The sequence below is a fragment of the Halomonas qaidamensis genome, assembly GCF_025917315.1.
GTDB classification, from domain to species: Bacteria; Pseudomonadota; Gammaproteobacteria; order Pseudomonadales; family Halomonadaceae; genus Vreelandella; species Vreelandella qaidamensis.
On record NZ_CP080627.1, the window covers coordinates 308541 to 330533 of the forward strand.

A 21993-nucleotide genomic window follows, 5' to 3' on the forward strand; every position below is an offset into this window, starting at 1 on the left:
GACAGCGATCAAAACGGGCAGCCCCTTGTGGGCTGCCCGTTTTTTTGTTTCTGGTAGCCGTATGGCGCTACAGCGCCTAGAATGGTGACGAGTCAAAACGACCCAAGCGAAAAGACAAGTAGATATTAATGTTAAAGGAAGTCGCCGTGAATCCGGTAAAAAAAACGTTTCAATACGGTCGTAGCACCGTCACCCTAGAAACTGGGCGTATCGCTCGCCAAGCCACTGGCGCCGTTATGGTGACCATGGATGAAACTGTCGTACTGTGTACGGTTGTGGCCAAGAAAGAAGCGAATCCTAATCAGCCCTTCTTCCCGCTCTCGGTACACTACCAAGAGAAAACCTATGCAGTGGGTAAAATTCCCGGCGGCTTCTTTAAGCGTGAAGGGCGTCCTACTGAGAAAGAGACCCTTACCTCGCGTCTGATTGATCGCCCGATTCGTCCGCTGTTTCCTAAAGGGTTTATGAATGAAGTACAGATAATCTGTACTGTGCTATCGACGGATCGTAATCATGACCCAGATATTGCGGCACTACTGGGCACCTCGGCAGCGTTGGGGATTGCAGGTGTGCCGTTTAACGGCCCAATTGGCGCAGCGCGCGTTGGCTTTAATGAAGAGCAGGGTTACTTCCTCAATCCTACTGTTGAAGAGCTGACCACCTCTGAGCTGGATATGGTGGTTGCCGGTACCGAAAACGCCGTATTGATGGTGGAATCGGAAGCCCAAGAACTGCTTGAAGACGAAATGCTCGGTGCCGTGCTGTTTGGTCACCAGGAAATGCAGGTTGCCGTTAGCGCGATTAAAGAGCTGGTCGCGGAAGCGGGCAAGCCGCGCTGGGACTGGCAGCCAGCTGCAGAAAATGTCGCGCTGAAAACGGCTATTGCCGACGCTTTTGAAGCCAAAGTGGGTGATGCTTACCGCATTACTGACAAAATGGCGCGTCAAGATGCGCTGTCAGCGCTGAAAGATGATGCTGTTGCGCAGCTAGTAGCTGCTGAAGGTGAAGAAGAGACAGAAGGCAAGTTCAGTAAAGATGACGTGAAAGGTGCGTTTTCTGCCCTTGAGAAGCGCGTTGTGCGTTCTCGCGTCGTAAAAGGCGAGCCACGTATAGATGGCCGCGACAACACCACAGTACGCCCGCTGGCAATCGAAGTCGGCGTACTACCTAAGACCCATGGTTCAGCAGTATTTACCCGTGGCGAGACCCAGGCAATCGCGATTGCTACCTTGGGCACCCTGCGTGACTCACAGCTAATCGAGTCTCTGGAAGGCGAGCGTAAAGACCGCTTTATGCTGCACTACAACTTCCCTCCCTACTGCGTTGGTGAAGCTGGCTTCTTTGGCGGGCCAAAGCGTCGTGAAATTGGCCATGGTCGCTTAGCACGCCGCGGCGTTCAGGCGATGCTGCCATCAGAAGACGTCTTCCCCTATACCATCCGTGTGGTATCGGAAATCACTGAATCTAACGGTTCTAGCTCCATGGCGTCAGTGTGCGGTTCCTCACTCGCGCTGATGGATGCTGGTGTGCCGTTAAAAGCACCGGTGGCAGGTATTGCCATGGGCTTAGTGAAAGATGAAGACGGCTATGCGGTATTGACCGACATCTTGGGTGACGAAGATCACCTGGGCGATATGGACTTCAAAGTTGCTGGTTCTGAAGAGGGCGTTACTGCTCTGCAGATGGACATTAAGATTGAAGGCATCAATGAAGAGATCATGGAAAAGGCGCTACAGCAGGCCTATGACGCCCGCATTAGTATCCTTGCTCAGATGAATGACGTTATTAGCCAAAGCCGTACCGATGTGTCAGAAAACGCGCCGTCCATGGCGACGATCAAAATCGCTCCGGACAAGATTCGTGACGTGATCGGTAAAGGCGGCGCAACAATCCGCAAAATTTGCGAAGATACCGGTGCCTCCATTGATCTGGATGATGACGGCACTGTACGCATCTACGCAGAAGACAAAGCGGCAGCCAAAAAAGCCATTGATACTGTGCTGGCAATTACCGCAGAAGCGGAAATTGGCAAGCTTTACAATGGCAAAGTAGTTCGTATTGCGGACTTTGGCGCTTTCGTCAACATCATGCCGGGCACTGACGGCCTGGTTCACATCTCGCAAATTGTTGCTGAGCGCGTTAACAACGTGCGCGATTTCTTAAATGAAGGCGATGATGTGATTGTGAAAGTGTTGGATATCGACAACCGCAACCGAGTGAAGCTCTCAATTAAAGAGATCACTGAGGAAGAGAAAGCAGCGTTCGCCGCTGCCGAGGCGGACGTCGCTAACTAAAGCGATATAGACGTAACGACCGCCCCCGCAGCTTCCAGTTGCGGGGGCGGTGTCGTTTTATAGGCAGTATAGGAAAAGAGAAGAGAGCCATGGAGCAGGAGCAAGCGCCGCGCTGGTGGGCGGTGGTGGCCGTAATGATCGGCATTTTTTTATTGGTGACGGCTGAGCAATTGCCTATCGGGCTATTGTCACAGGTAGCTTCCTCGATGGGCGTCACGCCAGGTATGGCGGGCCTGATGGTGACCGTTCCTGGTGTGGTGGCTGCTTTCTCAGCACCGCTGTTGCCGGTAGCGGTGGGCCGGTTAGATAGACGCATCATGCTCACCTTGATGATGATTGTGATGGTGATTGGCAGCGCACTTTCAGCTGTGGCCAGCAATTTTGGGTTACTACTGGCAGCTCGTGTGTTGGTGGGTATTAGTATCGGTGGTTTTTGGGCCATAGCGGGAAGCATTGCCCCAAGGCTAGTGCCCAGCGATCAGGTTGCCAAGGCCATGACGATTATTTTCGGTGGTGTAGCCGCCGCGTCAGTATTGGGGGTGCCGTTAGGCACATTGCTAGGGGACCTGAGCAACTGGCGAGTAGCCTTTGGGGCGTTGGGTGGGCTAAGCCTGTTAACCGCCATTGCACTATGGTGTTGGCTACCACCACTGCCGCCAAGAGAGCCAGTACGATTGCGTATGTTAGCGCAGCAGTTTAGCAACCGAGGTGTGCGAGTCGCGGTGTTAACCACGGGGTTTGTGGTGGTGGGGCACTTTGCTGCTTATACCTTTATCAGCCCCATTCTTCAGGAGATTAGCGGCGTAGCTCAGCGTCATGTTGGCAGTTTACTGTTGCTATACGGGGCGGCCGGCATCCTGGGTAATGTCGCGGCAGGTATCTTTGCTGGGCGTCACCCTTATCGGGCGGTATTGGCCATTCCTAGCCTTTTATTGTTAGTTGTGGCTATTTTCCCGCTACTGGGTGTTCAACCTACCAGCGGCGTACTGCTGCTAATGATATGGGGGGCTGTTTTTGGCAGCGTGTCAGTCAGTATTCAAACCTGGATTATACGTACGGCACCTAATACCGAGGCTGCTACCGCGCTGATGGCATTTACCTTTAATATGTCGATTGGTTTAGGGGCAATGTTTGGTGGGCGTATCGTCGATGGCACCAGCTTGCCAATTGCTATGTGGGCGGCATCGGTACTGTTTTTGCTTGGGGCTATACTGGTATGGCGAACGCCTTCGAGCATTGTAGGAGAGAAACGTCGCTAGCCCTTAAAAAAAGCCGTAAAAAATAAGCTATTAAAAATGCCCCCGCTAAGTAGCGGGGGCATGACGTTTAAGCGCACTAAACGTGGGGCTTAGGGACGTTCAATCGCTAGTGCAACACCTTGGCCACCGCCAATACACAGGGTGGCAAGACCTTTTTTGGCATCACGCGCAATCATTTCATGCAGCAGGCTGACCAAGATGCGGCAGCCAGAGGCCCCAATCGGGTGACCGAGGGCAATCGCACCGCCGTTAACATTCACCTTGCTGACATCCCAGCCTAGCTCTTTATTAACGGAAAGTGCCTGGGCGGCAAAAGCTTCGTTAGCTTCTACTAGGTCTAGGTCATCTAAGCTCCAGCCCGCTTTTTCGAGGCAGCGGCGAGTGGCCGGTGCCGGGCCAATGCCCATGATCGCGGGATCAACGCCAGCGTTAGAGTAAGCAGCAATACGCGCCAGTGGCTCTAAGCCAAGTTCTTTGGCCTTTTCTGCTGAGCAGAGCATAACGACAGCGGCGCCATCGTTTAAAGATGAGGCGTTACCGGCGGTAACGGTACCGTCTTTCTTGAACGCGGGGCGCATACCGCCGAGTTTTTCTGCGGTTACTTCCCGTGGGTTTTCGTCAGTATCAAACACCACTGGATCGCCTTTGCGCTGCGGAATTTCCACAGGAACGATCTGGCCTTTGAATTTACCGTCGCGAATAGCTTGAGCGGCTTTTTGCTGAGAGGCCGCTGCGAACTCGTCCATCGCTTCGCGAGTGATGCTGTATTTTTCCGCTAGGTTTTCCGCGGTAATCCCCATGTGATAGTTGTTGAACGCATCCCACAGGCCATCGTGAACCATGGAATCAATCGCTTTCCAGTCGCCCATACGTTGGCCGTTACGCGAGTTGGGCAGGATGTGGGGGGACGCAGACATGTTTTCCTGTCCACCTGCGAGAATAACGCTGGCGTCACCGCAACGGATTGCCTGGGTAGCCAAGTGTAGGGCCTTGAGGCCTGAACCACATACTTTGTTGATCGTCATGGCTGGAACGGCATCAGGCAGGCCAGCTTTGATAGCTGCTTGGCGGGCCGGGTTTTGGCCGACGCCAGCGGTTAGCACTTGGCCTAGCAGTACTTCATCAATTTGCTCTGGGGCAACACCGGTAGAGGCGAGAATGTCTTTAATAACCAGTGCACCTAAATCGCTTGCTGGAATACCGGCGAGTGATCCACCAAAGCTTCCTACGGCGGTGCGGCGAGCGGCGACAATAACCACGTCTTGCATATGATGACTCCTTGGGTAAGTAACGCAACGTTCTGAGTGAGGATAGAAAGGCCAATGAGGCGCTGCCTACCCATTGTTATTAGCATGTTGTGTCAAACTTATCTATCAGCATAGGGGAAGGTTGTGCGTTGCGGCAATACGCTTTTTAGGCAAAAAAAACGGGCCGATCAACGGCCCGTTAAATAGGTGCTTATAAATAGGTGCTTACTCAACTGTTTAAGTTACGCTAACTGAACAGGAATCGCGTTGCTGGTGTGGCTAACGTGGTTGCCTTCTTGCAGATAAACAAGCGCCGGCTGATGGTTTTCAAGCTCTGCTTCGGAGTAGTGGGCGTAACTGCAAATAATGATTCGATGTCCTGGCGCAGCTAAATGTGCGGCTGCGCCATTAATAGAAATTAGTCGAGAGCCTTCCTCGCCACGAATCGCGTAGGTGGTGAAGCGTTCGCCGTTTTCTACATTATAGATTTGGATCTGCTCGTTTTCGCGAATACCGGCCATATCCAATAGGTCGCCGTCGATGGCACAGGAACCTTCGTAATTGAGTACCGCGTGGGTAACGCGAGCCATATGCAGCTTGGCTTTAAGCATAATCGTGTGCATAGAAACTCCTAAATAACGTAACTAGCCTACTGGCTAGCATCAGTGGCAGCGCTTGGCAGCTGCACGCTGAGATTGTCAATAAGTCGGGCAGAGCCGAGTTTCGCTGCCGCTAGCAGCATGGCACTGCGAGTTGAACTGCTGACTGCAGCAAGTGTTGCATCACGCAGCTCAAGGTAATCAGGCGTAAAGCCAGCATCATACAGGGCTGTTCTACCCTGTTGTAGTACTTGTTCGACAGGGGTTCCATGCTCTAATGCATCGCGTAGCTCGCATAAGGTGCGATATAGCAGGGGGGCCTTCACACGCTCATACTCGCTTAAATAACCATTACGAGAGGAGAGTGCTAGACCGTCATCGGCGCGCACAATCGGTACACCGATAATGTCGATCGGCATGTGTAGGTCACTCACTAACTTTCGAATGACCGCTAGTTGCTGATAATCTTTTTCGCCGAAACAGGCGACATCTGGCTGCACCAAGTTAAACAGCATGCTGACTACGGTAGAAACGCCATCAAAGTGTCCTGGGCGTGAGCCACCGCAGAGTCCTTCACCTACCTCAGGCACATGTACACGGGTCTGAGCGGCTAAGCCATTAGGGTAAAGCGCACTGACCGTAGGAGCGAAAAGAATATCGCAGCCTGTTTCTGTTAACTGTGCCTGATCTGCTTCAAACGTACGTGGGTAGGCATCTAAGTCTTCACCTGGGCCAAATTGCATCGGGTTCACGAACAGGCTTGAAACAACGATATCCGCGTGTTGGCGGGCCGTGGTCACAAGTGCCAGATGGCCTTGGTGGAGATTGCCCATCGTGGGCACTAAAGCAATACGTCGCCCCTGCTGACGATGCTCGCGGAGCGTGCTGCGTAATTCATTGATATCTCTTAACGTGCGCATAAAGGGATCGCTGTTGTTCCGGGTGGCACTTAAAAACAGTGCTCAGCTGCTGGAAAAGCACGTGTCTTAACCGCTTCATGGTAGTGTTTGAACGCCTCTTGAATGCTGTCGGCGTCGACCATAAAGTTTTTGACGAAGCGCGGTGTACGGCCATGAGTGACGCCTAATACGTCGTGCATCACTAGAATCTGACCATCGGTATCCGGGCCGGCACCAATGCCGATAACGGGTACGTCCAGCGCGTCTGTTACCGCTTTACCGAGGCTGGCTGGCACACACTCCAGTAGAATCACGGAAGCGCCTGCCTCAACGAGTACTTTGGCATCGTTGATGATCTGTTCCGCATGGGCCGCTTCGCGGCCTTGCACTTTATAACCGCCTAACTGGTAGACCGTTTGTGGGGTTAGCCCCAAGTGGGCGCATACTGGAACACCGCGGCGGGTCATTTCACGGATACCGTCGGCCATCCATGCTTCGCCTTCAACTTTTACCAGTTCAGCGCCTGCACGCATTAATGCAGCAGAATCTTCTAACATGCGTTCCGTGGTAGCGTTGCTCATAAACGGCAAATCCACCATTAGCAGGCTATGGCCTTTACCACGCGCTGCACAGCGCGTGTGGTAGCAGATATCCTCAATGGTCACGGGAAGCGTACTGCTGTGCCCTTGTAAGACCATGCCCAAGGAATCGCCGACTAGCAGAACATCGATTCCTGCAGCGCTGGCGGCATGAGCAAAAGAAGCATCGTAAGCGGTCAGGCAACTGAACGTTTCGCCGGCGCGCTTAAACGCCTGCAGAGTGCTCAGGGTGACGGTTTTCATGGCGTGCTCTCGTAGTGTCTAAGTGGGCCGATGCGACGTGGGCAGCCGACCATTATTAACGTTGCATCCTTGCAAGCGTGAAGTGGCGTAGCTGGCAATTGTTACCTGAATGGGGGCTTGGTGTCGAGATTTGTGTCAGACGGTAGCAGTAGCGGTGACATCTGCCTCGCTCAACCGTTGTATATCGCATTGCTCAAGATGTTTTAGCCACTCGGTAAGCGGCTGTTGGTAAAGCAGTATTGGCTCAGAGTGCGTAGCTGACACCAGTTCTTCAAGAGGCGCTAGTACAAAGGCGCGTTCATGCATATGAGGATGAGGAACTTGGAGCCTAGGGTGCAAGATCGTACTTTGACCGTAAAGCAGCAGGTCCAAATCCAGCGTGCGCGGCCCCCAGTGACGCAGCCGCCGACGGCGGTGTCGCTGTTCTAGTCCTTGCAGCTGGTCAAGCAGTGCTAGTGGCGAAAGCGAGGTTTCAAGGGCTGCCACGGCATTAATAAAGTCGGGCTGATCTTGTGGCCCTATTGGCCGCGTTGCGTACAAGGACGATTGAGTCACAAGCTGGCAAAGCGGCAGTTCGTTAAGCTCTCGCAAGGCTTGGCAAACATGAGCAACAGGATTATCCAGATTGCTGCCTAGACCAATATAAGCAAGCGACATTGCGTTCTCACTGCTCTGTTTTACGCGGTTTACGGCGTTTTTTACGGCGACGGTCGCCTTGGCTTGCCGGATCACTACCCACTTTTTGTAGAAGCCGAAGCTGTTCGTGTTCATCGCCTTGTTGGAAGGCGTTCCACCAATCACCTAAACCACGCGGTATTTCGCCCGCTTGTTCACGTAATAGCAGCAGGTCATAGGCAGCTCGGAAGCGTGGATGTTCGCGAGTTTGAAATGCCCGCTTGCCACGTCGAAGAGGAAGGCGTGCTTGTAACTCCCAAATATCGCGCATAGGCATGCCAAAGCGCTTGGGTATCGAAATATGCTGTAACTGACGTGTAACTACCTGCTGCGCAGCGGTTTGCAACGCTGGAATCGAGGGCATGCCTTCTCGCTCAAGCTCTGCTTGGCGGTGCGCCACTGGTGCCCACAAAAAAGCGGCTAGCAGGAAGGCGGGCGTGACTGGCCGTCCTTCTGCAATCCGCTTGTCGGTGTTGGTGAGCGCTTGTTCTATCAGATCTTCAGCCCAGGCCGCATCCGCCATGGCTTCTTCCGCTTCGGGAAACAGCATGCCAAACAAGTTGTAATGGCTTAATAAGCGGAAGGTAATTAGGCCATGTCCCGACATGAATAACTTAAGCACTTCATCAAACAAACGGGCGGGCGGAATTTGCAGTAACAACGGTGCCAAATCATACATCGGCTCTTCGGTAGAAGGCTCAATGGTGAAATCAAGCTTGGCTGCAAAGCGCACTGCGCGCAGCATGCGCACTGGGTCTTCTCGGTAACGGGTAACGGGGTCGCCAATCAGGCGCAGGGTACGCGACTCAATATCACGCGCGCCGTTAGCAAAGTCATGAATCGTGAAATCAGCGATATTGTAGTACAGCGCATTTACGGTGAAGTCGCGGCGTAGAGCGTCTTCTTCGATGCTGCCCCATACATTGTCTCGCAACAGCAGACCGTCATCAGACTGCTGGGCGATATGATCGCCGTGCTCGTCCTGTGGTTTACCCCGAAAGGTCGTGACTTCAATGACTTCGCGGCCAAAGCGCACATGCACAATGCGAAAGCGCCGACCAATCAGCCGCGAATTGCGGAACAGATCGCGCACCTGCTCCGGCGTTGCATTTGTGGCAACATCGAAATCTTTCGGCATTTTGCCCAGCAATGCGTCACGAATACAGCCACCGACCAGATAGGCATCAAAACCAGCGCCATTGAGGCGGTAGAGTACCTTTAACGCGGCCTCACTGATTTGCTGACGAGAAACTGGGTGCTCGGAGCGCGGAATAATACGGGGACTGAGCGCATCAGCGGCGCTCTCTGGGGAATCGAGCAGGGATTTCAAGTGCTCTCCCGGGCTATGTAGTAAACGGGTAAATCCTTTAAACATGCGGCGATATCGACTCGCAAGGTATCGAAAACAGTATCGAGAAACGTAGCGAAAAAATGACCGCATGGTTCGCGGTAAGTTGCTGAGTGTAGCCGACCCCTTGAGGCTTGCAAAGCACTCGAATAGGGTTTGTAAAAGACGACTGCTTCAAACGCGGAAAGGGGAGGCTACAAGAGCCTCCCCTATAAAGCAGACAATCAGCGTCCATGCTGCTGTTTTTCTTCATGATGGCACATCGCCCTGAATACGCACCGCAGTCGGTAGGCGTAAGAACCAGTCTGATTCCGACCGCCTCGTATTCAAAACAATAATCCAACCGCGAACTTTTTCTCCCGGCGAATTGTTATTGGTTCCGGGGTGTACACACATGCTGCTATTATTTTTGTTTGAAAGCAGATTCTTTGTGTACGTCGCGTCCTTTTTGGGCACTTGCTGGCTGTTATTATTGTTCGCTGCGCTTATTCTTCTTAGCGCTAGCAAGGTATGAGACTCAAGCCTATTGTTTTTGTTTGTGCTGTTATCTCTACCTGGCCCTGTTGTTTTTGTTTTGGCTCAGGTTGGGGCGGTGTCGTATTGTTTTTGTTAGTGACGTCCGCGCTGCCCATTTTGTTCTTCTTACCCAGTAATATTGCACTTGCTGTGCCACTCATTGTTTATTCTTTTATTTTCATAGACTTGAAATTTATTGCCCATGACAAGGAACTAATCACAGCCGATAGTGTTACCCATTTTTAACCGATTCTGAGTGCGTGTTGTGTGGGAAGGTAACAGTGTCTAACGTGAGAATTCTGGATATTTCTTATGCAAATCAATCTATTGGACGTTAGTCGTAGAGAGGGTTGATAGAGTGGTTTGTCAGCAAGCTGTGCCGCCGCCTAAGTGGGGCGGCGCGCGGTTTTTTTACGTGGAATGCCTAGGCGCTGGCGCCTCTCCCATAAATTTTTACGACTGATCCCTAATTTTTGGGCTAATTCGGTTTCACTCATTTGATCCTGATGCTCTAGCACAAAATGCTGAAAATAGTCCTCAAGGGAGAGGTCGTCGTCGTCACCGTTTGGCGCTGGCGATTCATTGGCTAATGTGGAGCCGTTACCTGTAGAGGAGTGAGGTCGGTTGGTAACAGGACCAAGGCCTAGGTCATCTGGGTGAATTAAATGGCCTTCAGCGAGAATCACGCCTCTTTCTAACGCATTTTCAAGCTCGCGAACGTTACCTGGCCAAGGGTAATCGCGTAGATCTTGTCGGGAGGCACGTGACAAGCGAAGACCTTGGCGGTCATGACGCTTGCAGGCTTTATCTAGTAGGATATCGGCTATCTTCAACACGTCTTCTTCACGGTCACGTAGTGGTGGCAGTTCTATCTGCATAACATTGAGACGGTAGTAGAGATCAAGCCGAAATTCTCCGCTTTTTGACAGTGCGCGCAAATCCCTGTGAGTGGCGGCAATCAATCGCACATCTACATGGCGTGTTTCTACGGAGCCAATTTTACGGATTTCGCCCTCTTGCAGCACTCGCAGTAGCCGCGCCTGGGCATCTAGCGGTAATTCACCAATTTCATCTAAAAACAGCGTGCCACCGTCGGCAGCTTCGACTAGCCCCGTTCGGGCAGCGCTAGCGCCGGTAAACGCTCCCTTCTCATGCCCAAACAGTTCTGACTCAATTAGCGTCTCAGGTATTGCCGCGCAGTTGACACAAATTAGCGGTGCTTTTGCGCGCTTGCTTTGCTGATGGATGGCACGAGCAACAAGTTCTTTACCTGTGCCAGACTCTCCTTGAATTAGTACGGTAACGTCTGCGGGGGCGGTCTTACGAATGCGGGTATAAACCTGCTGCATAGCGGTGCAATCGCCAATCATGGTTTGGCGACCACCCCCTTCATCGGTGATGTCTGGCGGCGTGCCTTGTTGCATCGACTGTTTGTGTAGAATGCGTTCGACGGTTTCTAACAGCTCGGTGTGATCAAACGGCTTAGCAACATAGTCCACAGCCCCTTGCTTAAGCGCATCGACTGCTGAGCGCATGCTGGCATAGCTTGTCATAATGAGTACTGGCGCGGGTGCAGCGGCCTCAATTAGTGCGGTGCCAGGATCACCGGGCAGTCGCAAATCGCTAATCACTAGATCAAATTCGCTAGGAGCCAGCTCACGTGCCTCTTCTGCGCTGGCCGCTTCGCTGACGATATAGCGGTGACGTTCGAGTAGACGCTTTAACGCGCTGCGAATAATCGCTTCATCTTCAACAATCAGTATCCTGGGCATGAGGTAGGTGATCATCCTGTTGGTAAAGCGGTAGCCAAAGCGTAATGGCAGTGCCGCGAGGCTTTCCTGGAGGCGGTGACGCCACCTCTATTTTGCCTTGGTGCTCATTGATAATTTGATAGGCCAACGAGAGCCCAAGCCCAGTTCCTTGGCCCGCAGGCTTGGTCGTGGTGAACGGCTCAAAAAGGCGATGTTTCACGCTAGGGTCAATCCCGTGGCCACTATCGGTAACCCGCCACCACGCATGGCTTGCCTGTTTGCCTGCTTCAATATGAACCGTGCCCTGAGCGTCGCAAGCGTCTTTGGCGTTGCTCAGTAAGTTGACCATGACCTGGGTTAAACGCTGGGCATCGCCACGTACCACGATGTCATCCGGGCAAGCGTTGGTAAAGCTTACATCCTCTCCCGAGCGCGCTAAATGGATCAAGTGCAGCGCATCTGCACTAATGGTGGAAAGCGAGGCAGGAGAGGTTGGCAGCGGCAAGGTCTGTCGGCCCCCATGGGCAAATCCAACCAGCGAGTTCACGATTTTGGTAACCCGCTGGGTTAACTGTTGAATTTGGTCGGCCGTTTCCAGCAGCGCAGGATCATCCGTGTCATAACGTAGATTTTGCGCCAGCGATGAAATTCCGGTAATGGGGTTGCCGATTTCATGCGCCACGCCCGCTGCAAGTTGTCCTATAGATGCCAAGCGCGCTGCGTGTACAAGCTCCTCTTCTAGCCACTTCATTTCCGTATGGTCTTCCACCAGAATCACGCTGCCGCCACGGCTGTCGTGGCCGCTTAACACCGCTTTATGCAGGGTGAGGAAGTAATCCTTGCCATGTAGCGATACCGCTTGTTTATACAGCGGTGTTTGACTGGCATTAAGCACGCTTCCCAGCAAATTAGGCCAGGGTGAAGGCAGGCTGTCGCGGCGTGAGCCAATCACGCTATCGCCGCTAATTCCGGAAAGTAGCGATAGCGCCTGATTCCACATTAATAGTTCATCATCGTCGCCTAGCACGCACAAACCTACGGGCAGATAGGCAAGCGTTTGCCGGTGATGACGGCGCAAGCCATCCAACTCCCGAGCCAGTCCAGTGAGCCGCGAACGATAGGCTTCAAGGCGGCTTTCAACAAAATGAATATCGTCAGTGACGGGCGCATCGTCATGGCGATAGGGCAAGTAGCGATCAACAATATCCCTTGCGACAGAAGGCCCCATTAAACCAGATAAGTTCGCCTGAATCCGGTCGCGCAGGCGGCGTAGGGCATAGGGGCGGCGCTCTTGGGGTGTTAGGTTTAGCGCTGTGAGTGCGCGGTCAACTTCGCGGCTGGCAGCCTCATCACCCAGCGCTTGGGCAAGATACGTGGAAAAATCTCCCGCTGTTGCTGCTTCCAGTGGTAGGCGTTTTGAACGAATGACGGCATCGACGGAGCACGCTTCCGCCGCAGAGCGCTCGCCTTCTGAAATGCGGGTAAATAGCGACACAATGATCAGCAGTAAAATATTAACTGCCAGAGAAACCAGCGTAACGTTGTACCAAAGTGGCGCGTTCACGGACATCAGCGGGGTTAGAGATAGTGAGAACGTGGGGATATCAAATAGTAGCGGCAGCCATAGACCCCACAGCCAAATGATGATGCCTCCCATTAGCCCAGCAATCATGCCCTTACGGTTCGCACCGGGCCAGTACAGCAATGCCAGCATGCCGGGTAGGCACTGTGCCATGCCGACAAACGCAGCAAGCCCCAGGTTTGTCAGCGAGTGGTACCGGCCGACGCTTTCTGCAAATAGCCATCCGCCTGCAATCACAGCAACGACTAATCCGCGACGTAGCCATAATAGCCAGCCATATAAGTCGCTGCGTGCTTCCGGTGGGCGCGCCACAAGTACCACATGGTTGAGCACCATGCCCGAAAGAGCCAGTGCAATCATCATCATGGTGCCGCTGGCGGCGGCTAGGCCACCGATAAAGGCTAAGGCGCCCACCCACCAGTGTTCTGACATCAAAAAGGCAGCGTAGGCCGCGACGGGAATTGTCTCGTTTACTGATTGGGCGGCCCACCAGATTAAGGGTACTGGAAGCGCCATCAGCATGAGAAACAGCGGTAGTGTCCAGCTGGCTTGAAGTAGGGTGTGGCGAGACAGACTTTCTGCAAAGGTAATCTGAAACAAGTGCGGCATCATGAACGCGGCGGCAAAGAATAGTAGTAACAGCGTGCGCCACTGCGGGGCTTCGAGTTGGGGCGTTGCGGCTTGAACAGCGGCTCCTGGTCCTTCTAACCACTGCTGTAAGCCGCTTGGCCCGTCAAACACCCACCAGAGAGCAATGGCACCTAGCCCTAGCATCGCCAGTAGTTTGATGATTGATTCAAACGCAATCACGCTGAGGAGTGTGTCGTGACGATGACGGTGGCTATGTCGCGCTCCAAATAGCACCGCGCAACCTGCAATCACGCCGCAGAATAACAGAGTGACCGCCGCGCTGTAGCGGCTACCGGTGAGTAAGAAGACGGCATCGCTTAAGGTCTGCACCTGAATTCCCAGCAGCGGCATCACCGCTAACAGGCTGATCAAGGTTACCAGGGTGCCCGCCCAGCGGGACCGGTAGCGAAATGCAAATAGATCCGCAAGCGAAGAGAGTTGGTAGGTGCGGGTGATGCGTTGTATGGGTACTAGTAGAACAGGGGCTAGCAAAAAAGCTCCGGCTGCGCCTAGGTAATACGCTAAATAACCAAACCCTGCTTTTGCCGCAAGTTCCACACTGCCATAAATTGCCCACGCGCTGGCGTATACGCCTAGTGCTAGGGTATACACAATAGGGTGGCGGGTAATGCGTACGGGCACCCAGCCACGCTCAACGGCCATGCCGCAGGCAAATAGTAAGGACAGATACCCTAAGCCCAGTAGCACAACCCCCAACAGCTCAACGCTCATCTAACTTCCTTTTTTGCTCAAGCCATAGCGTTAGCGCAATCAGACCGCCCCAAATAGCAAACGGGCGATACCAGGCAACGCTTGGATCTCCCCAGCCGTCCATCAACAACGGCGAAAGCAAATATCCGCCAAAAACTAAAAACAGCATAATCCGATAAACGTACATATTAAGACTCTAATTAATAACGGCGATGGGCGTTGGCAACGAGCCGTTCAACAGACCAATGTGCCATTGCCCAGCGTAGCTGCGTTTCTGGCGACTCTTGAGCCAGTGTGTCAGGTGGCGCTTGATCGAGTAATTGCAGTGCTTTAAACAGCTGTTGGCGAATACCGGCAGGATCTTCGGCTAATGCAGGAGCCAGATTTTGTTTAGAGAGCTTTTGGCCATCGTGCGTAACCACGAGCGGTAAATGCAGGTAGCGAGGTATTGGTAAGCCAAGCGCTTCTTGTAACTGGCCTTGCCATGGTGTGTTATCAAGCAGGTCATAACCGCGCACTATGTCGGTAATGCCTTGATCTGCGTCATCCACGACGACAGCAAGCTGATAAGCCCACAGCTGATCTTTTCGTTTGAGTACAACATCACCCAAAGCGTTAGGGTCGAACTGTTGGAAACCAAAAAGCCGATCCTGCCAAGTAATTGGGCGCTTTGCCAGATCGCTGCGCAGTCGCCAAGCAACCGGCTTGGTAGGATCGCTTAACCCCTCACGGCACCACCCAGGATAAACGGAAAATGCCTGCCACTGTTTGCGTGAACAGCTGCATGGGTAAGCTAAGCCTTTGGCCACCAGTTCATCAAGCGCCTGCTGGTAAGCCTCATAACGGTTATGTTGCCAGCGAATTTCTTCATCCCAATGAAGCCCAAAGGCATTAAGCTGACGTAGAATTGTATCGCCAGCGCCAGGGGGGCAGCGTGGAGGATCACTATCCTCGATACGAACCAGCCACTGGCCGCCTACAGCGCGGGCATCTAAGTAGCTGCCTAGAGCGGCAACGAGCGAGCCAAGATGAAGCGGCCCTGACGGTGTGGGAGCAAAGCGGCCCCGGTAGTGCGAGGTATGGGTCATGACAGCCCGAATTGGTTGTTCAATTAGCGCTAGCAGTTAACAATGATGATAGGTATAGAGATAAAGGCAAGATGACAAACAAAAACGGACACCTCAAGGGTGCCCGTTGGACGCTTTAGCTTGCAACAAACTAGCTTGTAATAAACTAGCAGCTTGTAGCGTATTAGCGTCGATGGTTAGCCACCGAGCTGTTTTTCTTTTAGCTCTGCCAACGTTTTGCAGTCAACGCATAGCGTTGCTGTGGGCCGGGCTTCAAGGCGGCGAATACCGATTTCAACGCCACAGGCTTCACAGAAGCCGTAGTCGTCTTCATCGATTTTTTCGATGGTTTCGTTGATCTTTTTTAACAACTTGCGTTCGCGATCCCGAGTACGCAGCTCCAGGCTGAAGCCCTCTTCTTGAGTCGCGCGGTCAGCGGGGTCGGCGTAGTTGTTAGCGTCTTCTTGCAGGTGGCGTACGGTACGATCCACCTCTTCCATGAGATCCTGTTTCCAGTCTAGAAGGAGCTGGCGGAAGTGCGCGAGCTGCTTCTCGTTCATATACTCTTCGCCCGGTGCTGGCTCATACGGGGTGAAGGACTTGGACGCTTCCGGTTTCTTTTCCGCTACTGGCATGGGAGTGCCCCTTACGTATGTGACTGCTGATCGACCATGAGCGTGTGCCACGATCGCACGCCAAAGGGATGCTTGTTTAGCTGAAAACTGCGCGCGATGCAAGCATAATAGTGCATTTTCGACCATGGTCTCGCCTCTTGTGCGGCCTGCGTCATGTTTTTTCTACTGTTAAGTGAAGGAACCGTTATGGGTTGGAATTCACGTGTGAATCACGTTGCGCCTTTTCGTGTGATGCATTTATTAGAAATGGCCCAGGCCCGAGAGGCTGAAGGCCACGATGTAATTCACCTGGAGGTTGGTGAGCCTGATTTCGCGACGCCGGCACCGATTGTAGCAGCAGGCCAACAAGCGTTGGCCTCTGGGAAAACCCGTTATACACCAGCGGCAGGGCTAGCGTCGCTGCGGGAAGCCATTGCAGGCCATTACGCCGAGCATTTTAATGCCCATGTTGATCCCGCACGTATTCTGGTAACTCCAGGGGCCTCTGGTGCGCTGCTGCTGGCTAGTCAATTACTGGTCGAAACAGGTGACCGCGTGTTGATGGCTGACCCTAACTATCCGTGCAATCGTCACTTTATGGCCCTAGCCGGCGCAGATATTGATGCTATTCCCGTGGGACGCCAAAGTGGTTGGCAGTTAACGGCGCCGCTGATTGAACAGCACTGGCAAGCTAAAACATGCTTAGCCATGCTGGCCTCTCCGTCTAATCCGACGGGACACACGTTAGGCGCTGAGGCCTTAACCGCAGTATTTAACACCGTTGCTGCGAAAGGCGGTGAGGTGATTGTTGATGAGATTTATCAAGGCCTAAATTATGACGATGCGCCGCTATCGGCGACATCACTGTCTGACCAAGCCTTTGTGGTTAACAGCTTCTCAAAATATTTCGGTATGACGGGCTGGCGCTTGGGGTGGTTGGTGGCACCTGAACATGCTGTCGAGCCGCTTACCAGACTGGCGCAAAACGTCTTTCTTGCCGCGCCTACGCCTTCCCAGCATGCGGCGTTAGCTGCCTTTACTCCCCAGTGTCGAGACATTCTTGAAGCGCGCAGAGCAACGCTCAAGCAGCGACGCCAAGTGTTGTTGGATGGTCTAGCACGGCTGGGGCTTGCGCCAGATATGCCGCCCCAAGGGGCATTTTATCTGTGGTTGGATATTTCCCATTATAGCCGTGACAGCCAAGCGTTCTGTGAACGACTGCTGGTAGAGGAGAACGTGGCAATTACCCCAGGCATTGATTTTGCGGTAGAGGGTGGTGAGCACCATGTACGCATCGCCTTTACTAACAGCGTTGAACGCTTGCAAGAAGCCGTAGAACGCATAGGTCGTTTCGTGAGCCGACTATGACGACTTATCCTGAGTTGGTGCCAGGAGTGCTGTTGCGTCGTTACAAGCGCTTTCTAGCCGATGTGCAGCTGGAGAGTGGAGAGGAAGTGGTTGCCCACTGCCCCAATACCGGATCGATGAAGGCGGTGAATGTGCCTGGTTGTCGAGTGTGGCTGTCGCCGAGTGATAACCCCAAACGCAAGCTGGTTTGGACCTGGGAATGGATTGAGTTGCCGCAGCCAGATGGCTCCCTAGCCCTGGCTTCTGTTCACACCGGTCGCGCCAACCGCATCGTGGAAGAAGCAATTTTAGTCGGTGACATTACCCCCTTGGCAGGCTATCAAACGCTCAAGCGGGAAGTGAAGGTTAGTGATGCACGGCTTGATTTCCGGCTGAGCGATCCTGATAAGGGCGAGGCTTTTATTGAAGTTAAGCAGGTCACCCTTAAAGAAGCCGATGGTCATGGTTATTTCCCTGACTCGGTCAGCGTGAGGGGCACTAAGCATTTGCATACATTAATTGCGCTTGCCGAGCAGGGTAAAAGGGCCGTTCTGCTATTTTGTGTTGCCCATGAAGGCATTCACGATGTAGCTCCAGCGGCCCACATTGATCCCATCTATGCGGTAGCGCTAGCTGAAGCGGTAGACGCTGGGGTGGAGGTGCTAGCTTACGGTGTTACGCTGGATTGGAAAGCAGGAGTGCCGGTAGCGGTGCGCCTAGCGCGGCCGCTACCGATGCGAATTTAACGCTCAATATAAAAACGCTGAATAAAGCTGACCCGTTCAGGGCTGGCATTGCGGTCGTAGCGAACGTCCAAGTTAAATCGCATGGGTTCATCGTGACGAAGAGCAAAAGTGGCTAAATGATACGTGGCATCGCCGTCGTGTACCGTGCGAAAGCTTAGCGATTCTTGGGCATCGGCAAGACCTGTCACATGCCCTTGCACGCTGGCATTAACGGCGCGGGTGCCACCATCCTCTTGGCGCTCGCGTACGCTCACATTAACCAGCCCGTGTCCTGCGCTGCGCTGAATGCCATGCGCTTGGGCAACTTCTGGGGTAAGAAAACTAGTGGCCACGGCGCTGTAATGGATTTCGTAGTCACCTATCCGTGTTAGCTGCTCGGCTGCCGCATGGGCGGCGAGGAGCAGCGAGAAAAGCATTGTGACAAGTAAGGTAGTGCTGCGTAACACTTGATAAACCATGGCAGGCTTCCTCTGTTAGATAGCGTTAGCGGGACGACGTAGGCTAAATTAGCGGCGGCGCACCCTGAAAATGGCAATCTCACCGAACAGGTTAGGCCACCATTTTGATGTCCAGTGTCCTTTGTGATCACCAACCCCTACCGCGCGGTCAACAATCACTAATCCTTTTTCACGGCACAGATGCTCGAAATCGTTAAAGGTGGAGAGGTGGATGTTGGGCGTGTCATACCAAGCATGAGGCAGAGATTTAGAGACCGGCATATAGCCACGTAGGCCAAGATGAATGCGGTGGCGCCAATAAGCAAAATTAGGAAAAGTGATAATGCCTTCTTCTGCAACGCGCAGCATTTCATCGAGCATTTTATCCGGACGACGTAGCGCCTGAAGCGCTTGCGTCATAATGACTTGATCATAGCTGTTGTCGCAGAAACTACCCAGGCCATCATCGAGGTTATGCTCAATAACGTTCACTCCCCTGGCGACACACTGTGTAATGCCGTCGGGGTCGATCTCTAAACCGTAGCCAGTAACACTTTTTTCCTGAGCTAAACGTTCAAGTAGGGCACCATCGCCGCAGGCTAGATCCAGCACGTGTGCGCCCTGTGGCACCCAGTCGTAAATCAGTTCAAGATCTGCGCGCATTACACTCTCTCCTCCCCAGCTGTTTCGACGATATTCAGCTCTCGGGCTACGCGACTCATAAAAGCGCTGAACAGGGCGTGGTAGCGCGGTTCGGGTAGTAAGAACGCATCATGTCCGTGAGGTGAGTCAATATTGGCATAGCTAACGGGCTTGCCTGCGCGGGTAAGTGCATCGACGAGTTCTCGAGAGCGAGAAGGCGGGAAACGCCAGTCAGTGGTGAAGCTAACCACCAGAAAGGGACACTGCGCCGGTGCTAGCGCGTTGGCTAAGTCGCCTGCCTGAGTAGCTGCGGGGTCAAAGTAGTCAAGGGCTTTCGTCATCAACAGATAGGTGTTTGCGTCAAAGGCGGTAGAGAACGTATCGCCCTGATAGCGTAAGTACGACTCCACCTGAAACTCGACATCAAACCCAAAGTTTAGATCGTTGCTGCGTAAGTCTCGGCCAAATTTACTGCCCATGGCATCTTCAGAGAGATAGGTAATGTGGCCCACCATACGGGCTAGTTTCAAGCCGCGTTTGGGAACCGTGTCGTGCTCTGCATACCAACCGTCGAAGAACTCTGGGTCAGAACGAATTGCCTGACGAGCCACTTCATTAAAGGCAATATTTTGCGCGGAAAGCCGGGGGGTGGCGGCAATCACTACTGCATTGGCCACACGCTCAGGATAAGTCATTGTCCACTGAAGCACCTGCATGCCCCCCAGGCTACCGCCCACTGCTGCAGCCCAGCGCTCAATACCCAAACGGTCGGCTAAGCGAGCTTGGCTGGCTACCCAGTCACTGACGGTGACCATAGGGAAATCTGGTCCCCACTGGCGCCCTGTTTCAGGGTTGTGGCTAACGGGACCTGTGCTGCCATGGCAGCCCCCCAGGTTGTTTAACGACACAACAAAGAAACGATTGGTATCGATCGATTTTCCGGGGCCGATATGGGCATCCCACCAGCCTGGCTTGCGGTCTTCGGCTCCATGGTAACCCGCTGCATGGTGGTGCCCTGATAACGCATGGCAAATCAATACAGCGTTACTGCGCGCTGCGTTAAGTGTGCCGTAGGTTTCGTAGATAAGTTCGTACTCAGGCAGCACTTTGCCACAGGCAAGCGGAAGCGGCGTATCAAATTTCGCTACATGGGGTGTGACGAGACCGACGGAGTCCGTCGGCCGGTCTGCAAAAGCGAGAGTGTCTGAATCAGGCATCGAAAGCGCTAGTCCTGCAAAAAATAAATCCTGCTAAAAGGAACCCAAGGGGGAGGGTGCGCGGTTAAAGTCCAACCAACGCGCCAGAGATGCCGGCAGCGCGTATCAATGCCCCCACCACTAAGCCATCCACTAAGTTAATCGCAATAAACACCACGATGGGTGATAAGTCGATCATGCCCAATGGCGGAATAACTTTCCGAACAGGTGCCATAATGGGTTCGACTAACTGCATCACCAACAGTGCACCTGGGTGACTAGCATTCGGCGCTACCCAGCTCAAAATGATCATCACAATCATGGCAAAGAAATAGATCTTTAATATGGCATTGGCTAGCGCAGCAATGCCCGCGATCAGCAAGCCAGGAATAGGCGGCATACCAACGCCAATCACCATAAAAATGGCCACCATACTAACCACTTTCAGCACAAAGCCAGCGGCTAGCGTGGCAAGGTCAAAGCGACCAGCCACAGGACCCAAGAAGCCTTGAAACAGCCCCACGACAGGCTGGGTGATTTTAACCACTGATTGGCTAAGCGGGTTGTAATAATCGGCCCGCGATGCCTGCAGCAAAAAGCGCAGCATCAGTAAGAATAAGTAAATATTAATTAACGAGTTAACGAGCATTAACCCGGCACTGCCCACTTGACTACCCATTGCTGCCTCTCCGTTGCAAAGTTGCGTATTTAGTTGGCGCTCAGTTCCTTGGACATGGCGTCTGCGCGCTGGGCACAGGCTTGCATAGCGTCGGCGATGGTAGCGCGTAGCTGTGCATCTTCCATATGCTGAATTGCTCGTTCTGTTGTGCCACCGGGCGACATAACATTTTGTTTAAGTGTGGCTGGGTCTTTATCGCTGCGCTGGGCCATGGTAGCGGCGCCTAGCGCCGTTTGAATAGCTAGACGTCGCGCCGTGGCAGCAGGCAGGCCAAGTTTGACAGCGGCTTCTTCCATCGCCTCAAACATTAAAAAGAAATAAGCCGGCGCGCTGCCTGAAACGGCCGTAACGGCGTCAAGCAGGCGCTCTTCTTCCACCCACTCAACAATGCCAACGGCTTCCATAAGCTGTGTTGCTAGCGCGCGCTGTTCCTCACTCACCGCGCTATTAGCATATAAGCCGCTAGCACCGATGCCGACTAATGAGGGGGTGTTGGGCATGCAGCGAACCAGCGCGTTCTGGCCGCCTAGCCACTGATCAATGGTGGCTGCATCTAAACCTGCGGCAATGGAAATAATCAGTGGCGCTTGTTGTTGCACACTATCGCGCATTGCTTCACATACACCGCGCATAATCTGTGGTTTTACCGCAAGTACTACCACGTCAGCGTTTGCAATGGCTGCGTTGTTATCGGTATTAGTGTTAATTCCTAAACGCGCTTTAAGGGGCGCTAACTCACTTTCGCTAGGGGCGGTGGCCGTGATGTCGCTAGGAGACACACCACTATCGATGAGGCCGCCGATAATGGCGCTGGCCATGTTGCCTGCGCCAATGAAGGTAATCTTGCTCGCCATGTGGGTATCCTTTTTTCGCAAAAAAGCTGCATTGGGCAGCATGGGGTGTCAGTCGTGG

At 53.2% G+C, this 21993-nt stretch carries 20 protein-coding genes; 4 read left to right on the forward strand and 16 right to left on the reverse strand.

What is annotated here, in order from left to right:
- The first annotated feature begins 128 nt into the window (after nt 1–128).
- Both pnp and K1Y77_RS01515 read left to right on the forward strand, forming a co-directional pair.
- Nucleotides 129–2294 (forward strand): polyribonucleotide nucleotidyltransferase, encoded by a 2166-nt coding sequence (gene pnp / locus K1Y77_RS01510; RefSeq protein ID WP_030074111.1) that lies wholly within the window; start codon nt 129–131, stop codon nt 2292–2294.
- Nucleotides 2295–2383: 89 nt separating this feature from the next.
- Nucleotides 2384–3553, forward strand: coding sequence for an MFS transporter (locus K1Y77_RS01515; RefSeq protein WP_030074110.1), 1170 nt, complete (start codon nt 2384–2386; stop codon nt 3551–3553).
- 89 nt (nt 3554–3642) lie between these two features.
- Here the strand turns inward: K1Y77_RS01515 and K1Y77_RS01520 are convergent, their stop codons facing one another.
- From K1Y77_RS01520 to dksA, 11 genes are all read right to left on the reverse strand, one after another.
- Nucleotides 3643–4821, reverse strand: coding sequence for an acetyl-CoA C-acetyltransferase (locus K1Y77_RS01520; RefSeq protein ID WP_030074109.1), 1179 nt, complete (start codon nt 4819–4821; stop codon nt 3643–3645).
- 221 nt (nt 4822–5042) lie between these two features.
- A complete protein-coding gene (gene panD / locus K1Y77_RS01525) occupies nt 5043–5423 on the reverse strand; it encodes an aspartate 1-decarboxylase (protein WP_030074108.1) in 381 nt (126 codons plus the stop codon).
- Between the two features lie 26 nt (nt 5424–5449).
- Nucleotides 5450–6319 (reverse strand): pantoate--beta-alanine ligase, encoded by an 870-nt coding sequence (gene panC, locus K1Y77_RS01530; RefSeq protein WP_030074107.1) that lies wholly within the window; start codon nt 6317–6319, stop codon nt 5450–5452.
- Between the two features lie 29 nt (nt 6320–6348).
- A complete protein-coding gene (gene panB, locus K1Y77_RS01535; RefSeq protein WP_030074106.1) occupies nt 6349–7140 on the reverse strand; it encodes a 3-methyl-2-oxobutanoate hydroxymethyltransferase in 792 nt (263 codons plus the stop codon).
- A gap of 135 nt (nt 7141–7275) precedes the next feature.
- Entirely contained in the window at nt 7276–7797 is a 522-nt protein-coding gene (gene folK, locus K1Y77_RS01540) for a 2-amino-4-hydroxy-6-hydroxymethyldihydropteridine diphosphokinase (protein WP_030074105.1), read from the reverse strand.
- 7 nt (nt 7798–7804) lie between these two features.
- Nucleotides 7805–9190: a polynucleotide adenylyltransferase PcnB gene (pcnB, locus tag K1Y77_RS01545; RefSeq protein WP_030074104.1), complete on the reverse strand. Its 1386-nt coding sequence runs from the start codon at nt 9188–9190 to the stop codon at nt 7805–7807.
- Between the two features lie 875 nt (nt 9191–10065).
- Nucleotides 10066–11451 (reverse strand): sigma-54-dependent transcriptional regulator, encoded by a 1386-nt coding sequence (locus K1Y77_RS01550; protein WP_264429980.1) that lies wholly within the window; start codon nt 11449–11451, stop codon nt 10066–10068.
- Nucleotides 11429–14374: an ATP-binding protein gene (locus K1Y77_RS01555; protein WP_030074102.1), complete on the reverse strand. Its 2946-nt coding sequence runs from the start codon at nt 14372–14374 to the stop codon at nt 11429–11431. The genes K1Y77_RS01550 and K1Y77_RS01555 overlap by 23 nt, the downstream gene beginning before the upstream one ends.
- Nucleotides 14364–14540 carry a hypothetical protein gene (locus tag K1Y77_RS01560; RefSeq protein ID WP_030074101.1) on the reverse strand — a complete coding sequence of 59 codons (177 nt, stop codon included), beginning with the start codon at nt 14538–14540 and terminating at the stop codon, nt 14364–14366. Before K1Y77_RS01560 ends, K1Y77_RS01555 begins: the two co-directional genes overlap by 11 nt.
- A 13-nt stretch (nt 14541–14553) precedes the next feature.
- Complete coding sequence (gene gluQRS / locus K1Y77_RS01565; protein WP_264429983.1) at nt 14554–15441, reverse strand: tRNA glutamyl-Q(34) synthetase GluQRS; 888 nt, start codon at nt 15439–15441, stop codon at nt 14554–14556.
- A gap of 176 nt (nt 15442–15617) precedes the next feature.
- Nucleotides 15618–16055, reverse strand: a complete 438-nt coding sequence (gene dksA / locus K1Y77_RS01570; protein ID WP_009723720.1) for an RNA polymerase-binding protein DksA — start codon at nt 16053–16055, stop codon at nt 15618–15620.
- Between the two features lie 186 nt (nt 16056–16241).
- Here dksA and K1Y77_RS01575 point away from each other — a divergent pair, with 186 nt between their 5' ends.
- The gene (locus tag K1Y77_RS01575) at nt 16242–17402 is read left to right on the forward strand and encodes an aminotransferase class I/II-fold pyridoxal phosphate-dependent enzyme (protein ID WP_264429985.1); all 1161 of its coding nucleotides are present in this window, start codon (nt 16242–16244) and stop codon (nt 17400–17402) included.
- Nucleotides 17399–18127, forward strand: coding sequence for a DNA/RNA nuclease SfsA (gene sfsA / locus K1Y77_RS01580; RefSeq protein WP_264429987.1), 729 nt, complete (start codon nt 17399–17401; stop codon nt 18125–18127). Before K1Y77_RS01575 ends, sfsA begins: the two co-directional genes overlap by 4 nt.
- Here sfsA and K1Y77_RS01585 read toward each other — a convergent pair.
- The 5 genes from K1Y77_RS01585 to proC all read right to left on the reverse strand — a co-directional run bounded on the left by K1Y77_RS01585 (nt 18124) and on the right by proC (nt 21935).
- Nucleotides 18124–18585, reverse strand: coding sequence for a DUF4426 domain-containing protein (locus K1Y77_RS01585; protein WP_264429989.1), 462 nt, complete (start codon nt 18583–18585; stop codon nt 18124–18126). The two genes, sfsA and K1Y77_RS01585, sit on opposite strands and share 4 nt — an antisense overlap.
- A gap of 48 nt (nt 18586–18633) precedes the next feature.
- Nucleotides 18634–19227, reverse strand: coding sequence for a methionine biosynthesis protein MetW (metW, locus tag K1Y77_RS01590; protein ID WP_030074096.1), 594 nt, complete (start codon nt 19225–19227; stop codon nt 18634–18636).
- Nucleotides 19227–20423 carry a homoserine O-succinyltransferase MetX gene (gene metX / locus K1Y77_RS01595; RefSeq protein WP_030074095.1) on the reverse strand — a complete coding sequence of 399 codons (1197 nt, stop codon included), beginning with the start codon at nt 20421–20423 and terminating at the stop codon, nt 19227–19229. The genes metW and metX overlap by 1 nt, the downstream gene beginning before the upstream one ends.
- Before the next feature lie 64 nt (nt 20424–20487).
- Entirely contained in the window at nt 20488–21081 is a 594-nt protein-coding gene (locus K1Y77_RS01600) for a YggT family protein (protein ID WP_009723714.1), read from the reverse strand.
- A 29-nt stretch (nt 21082–21110) separates the two neighbouring features.
- Nucleotides 21111–21935, reverse strand: coding sequence for a pyrroline-5-carboxylate reductase (gene proC, locus K1Y77_RS01605; RefSeq protein ID WP_030074094.1), 825 nt, complete (start codon nt 21933–21935; stop codon nt 21111–21113).
- Between the last annotated feature and the right edge of the window lie 58 nt (nt 21936–21993).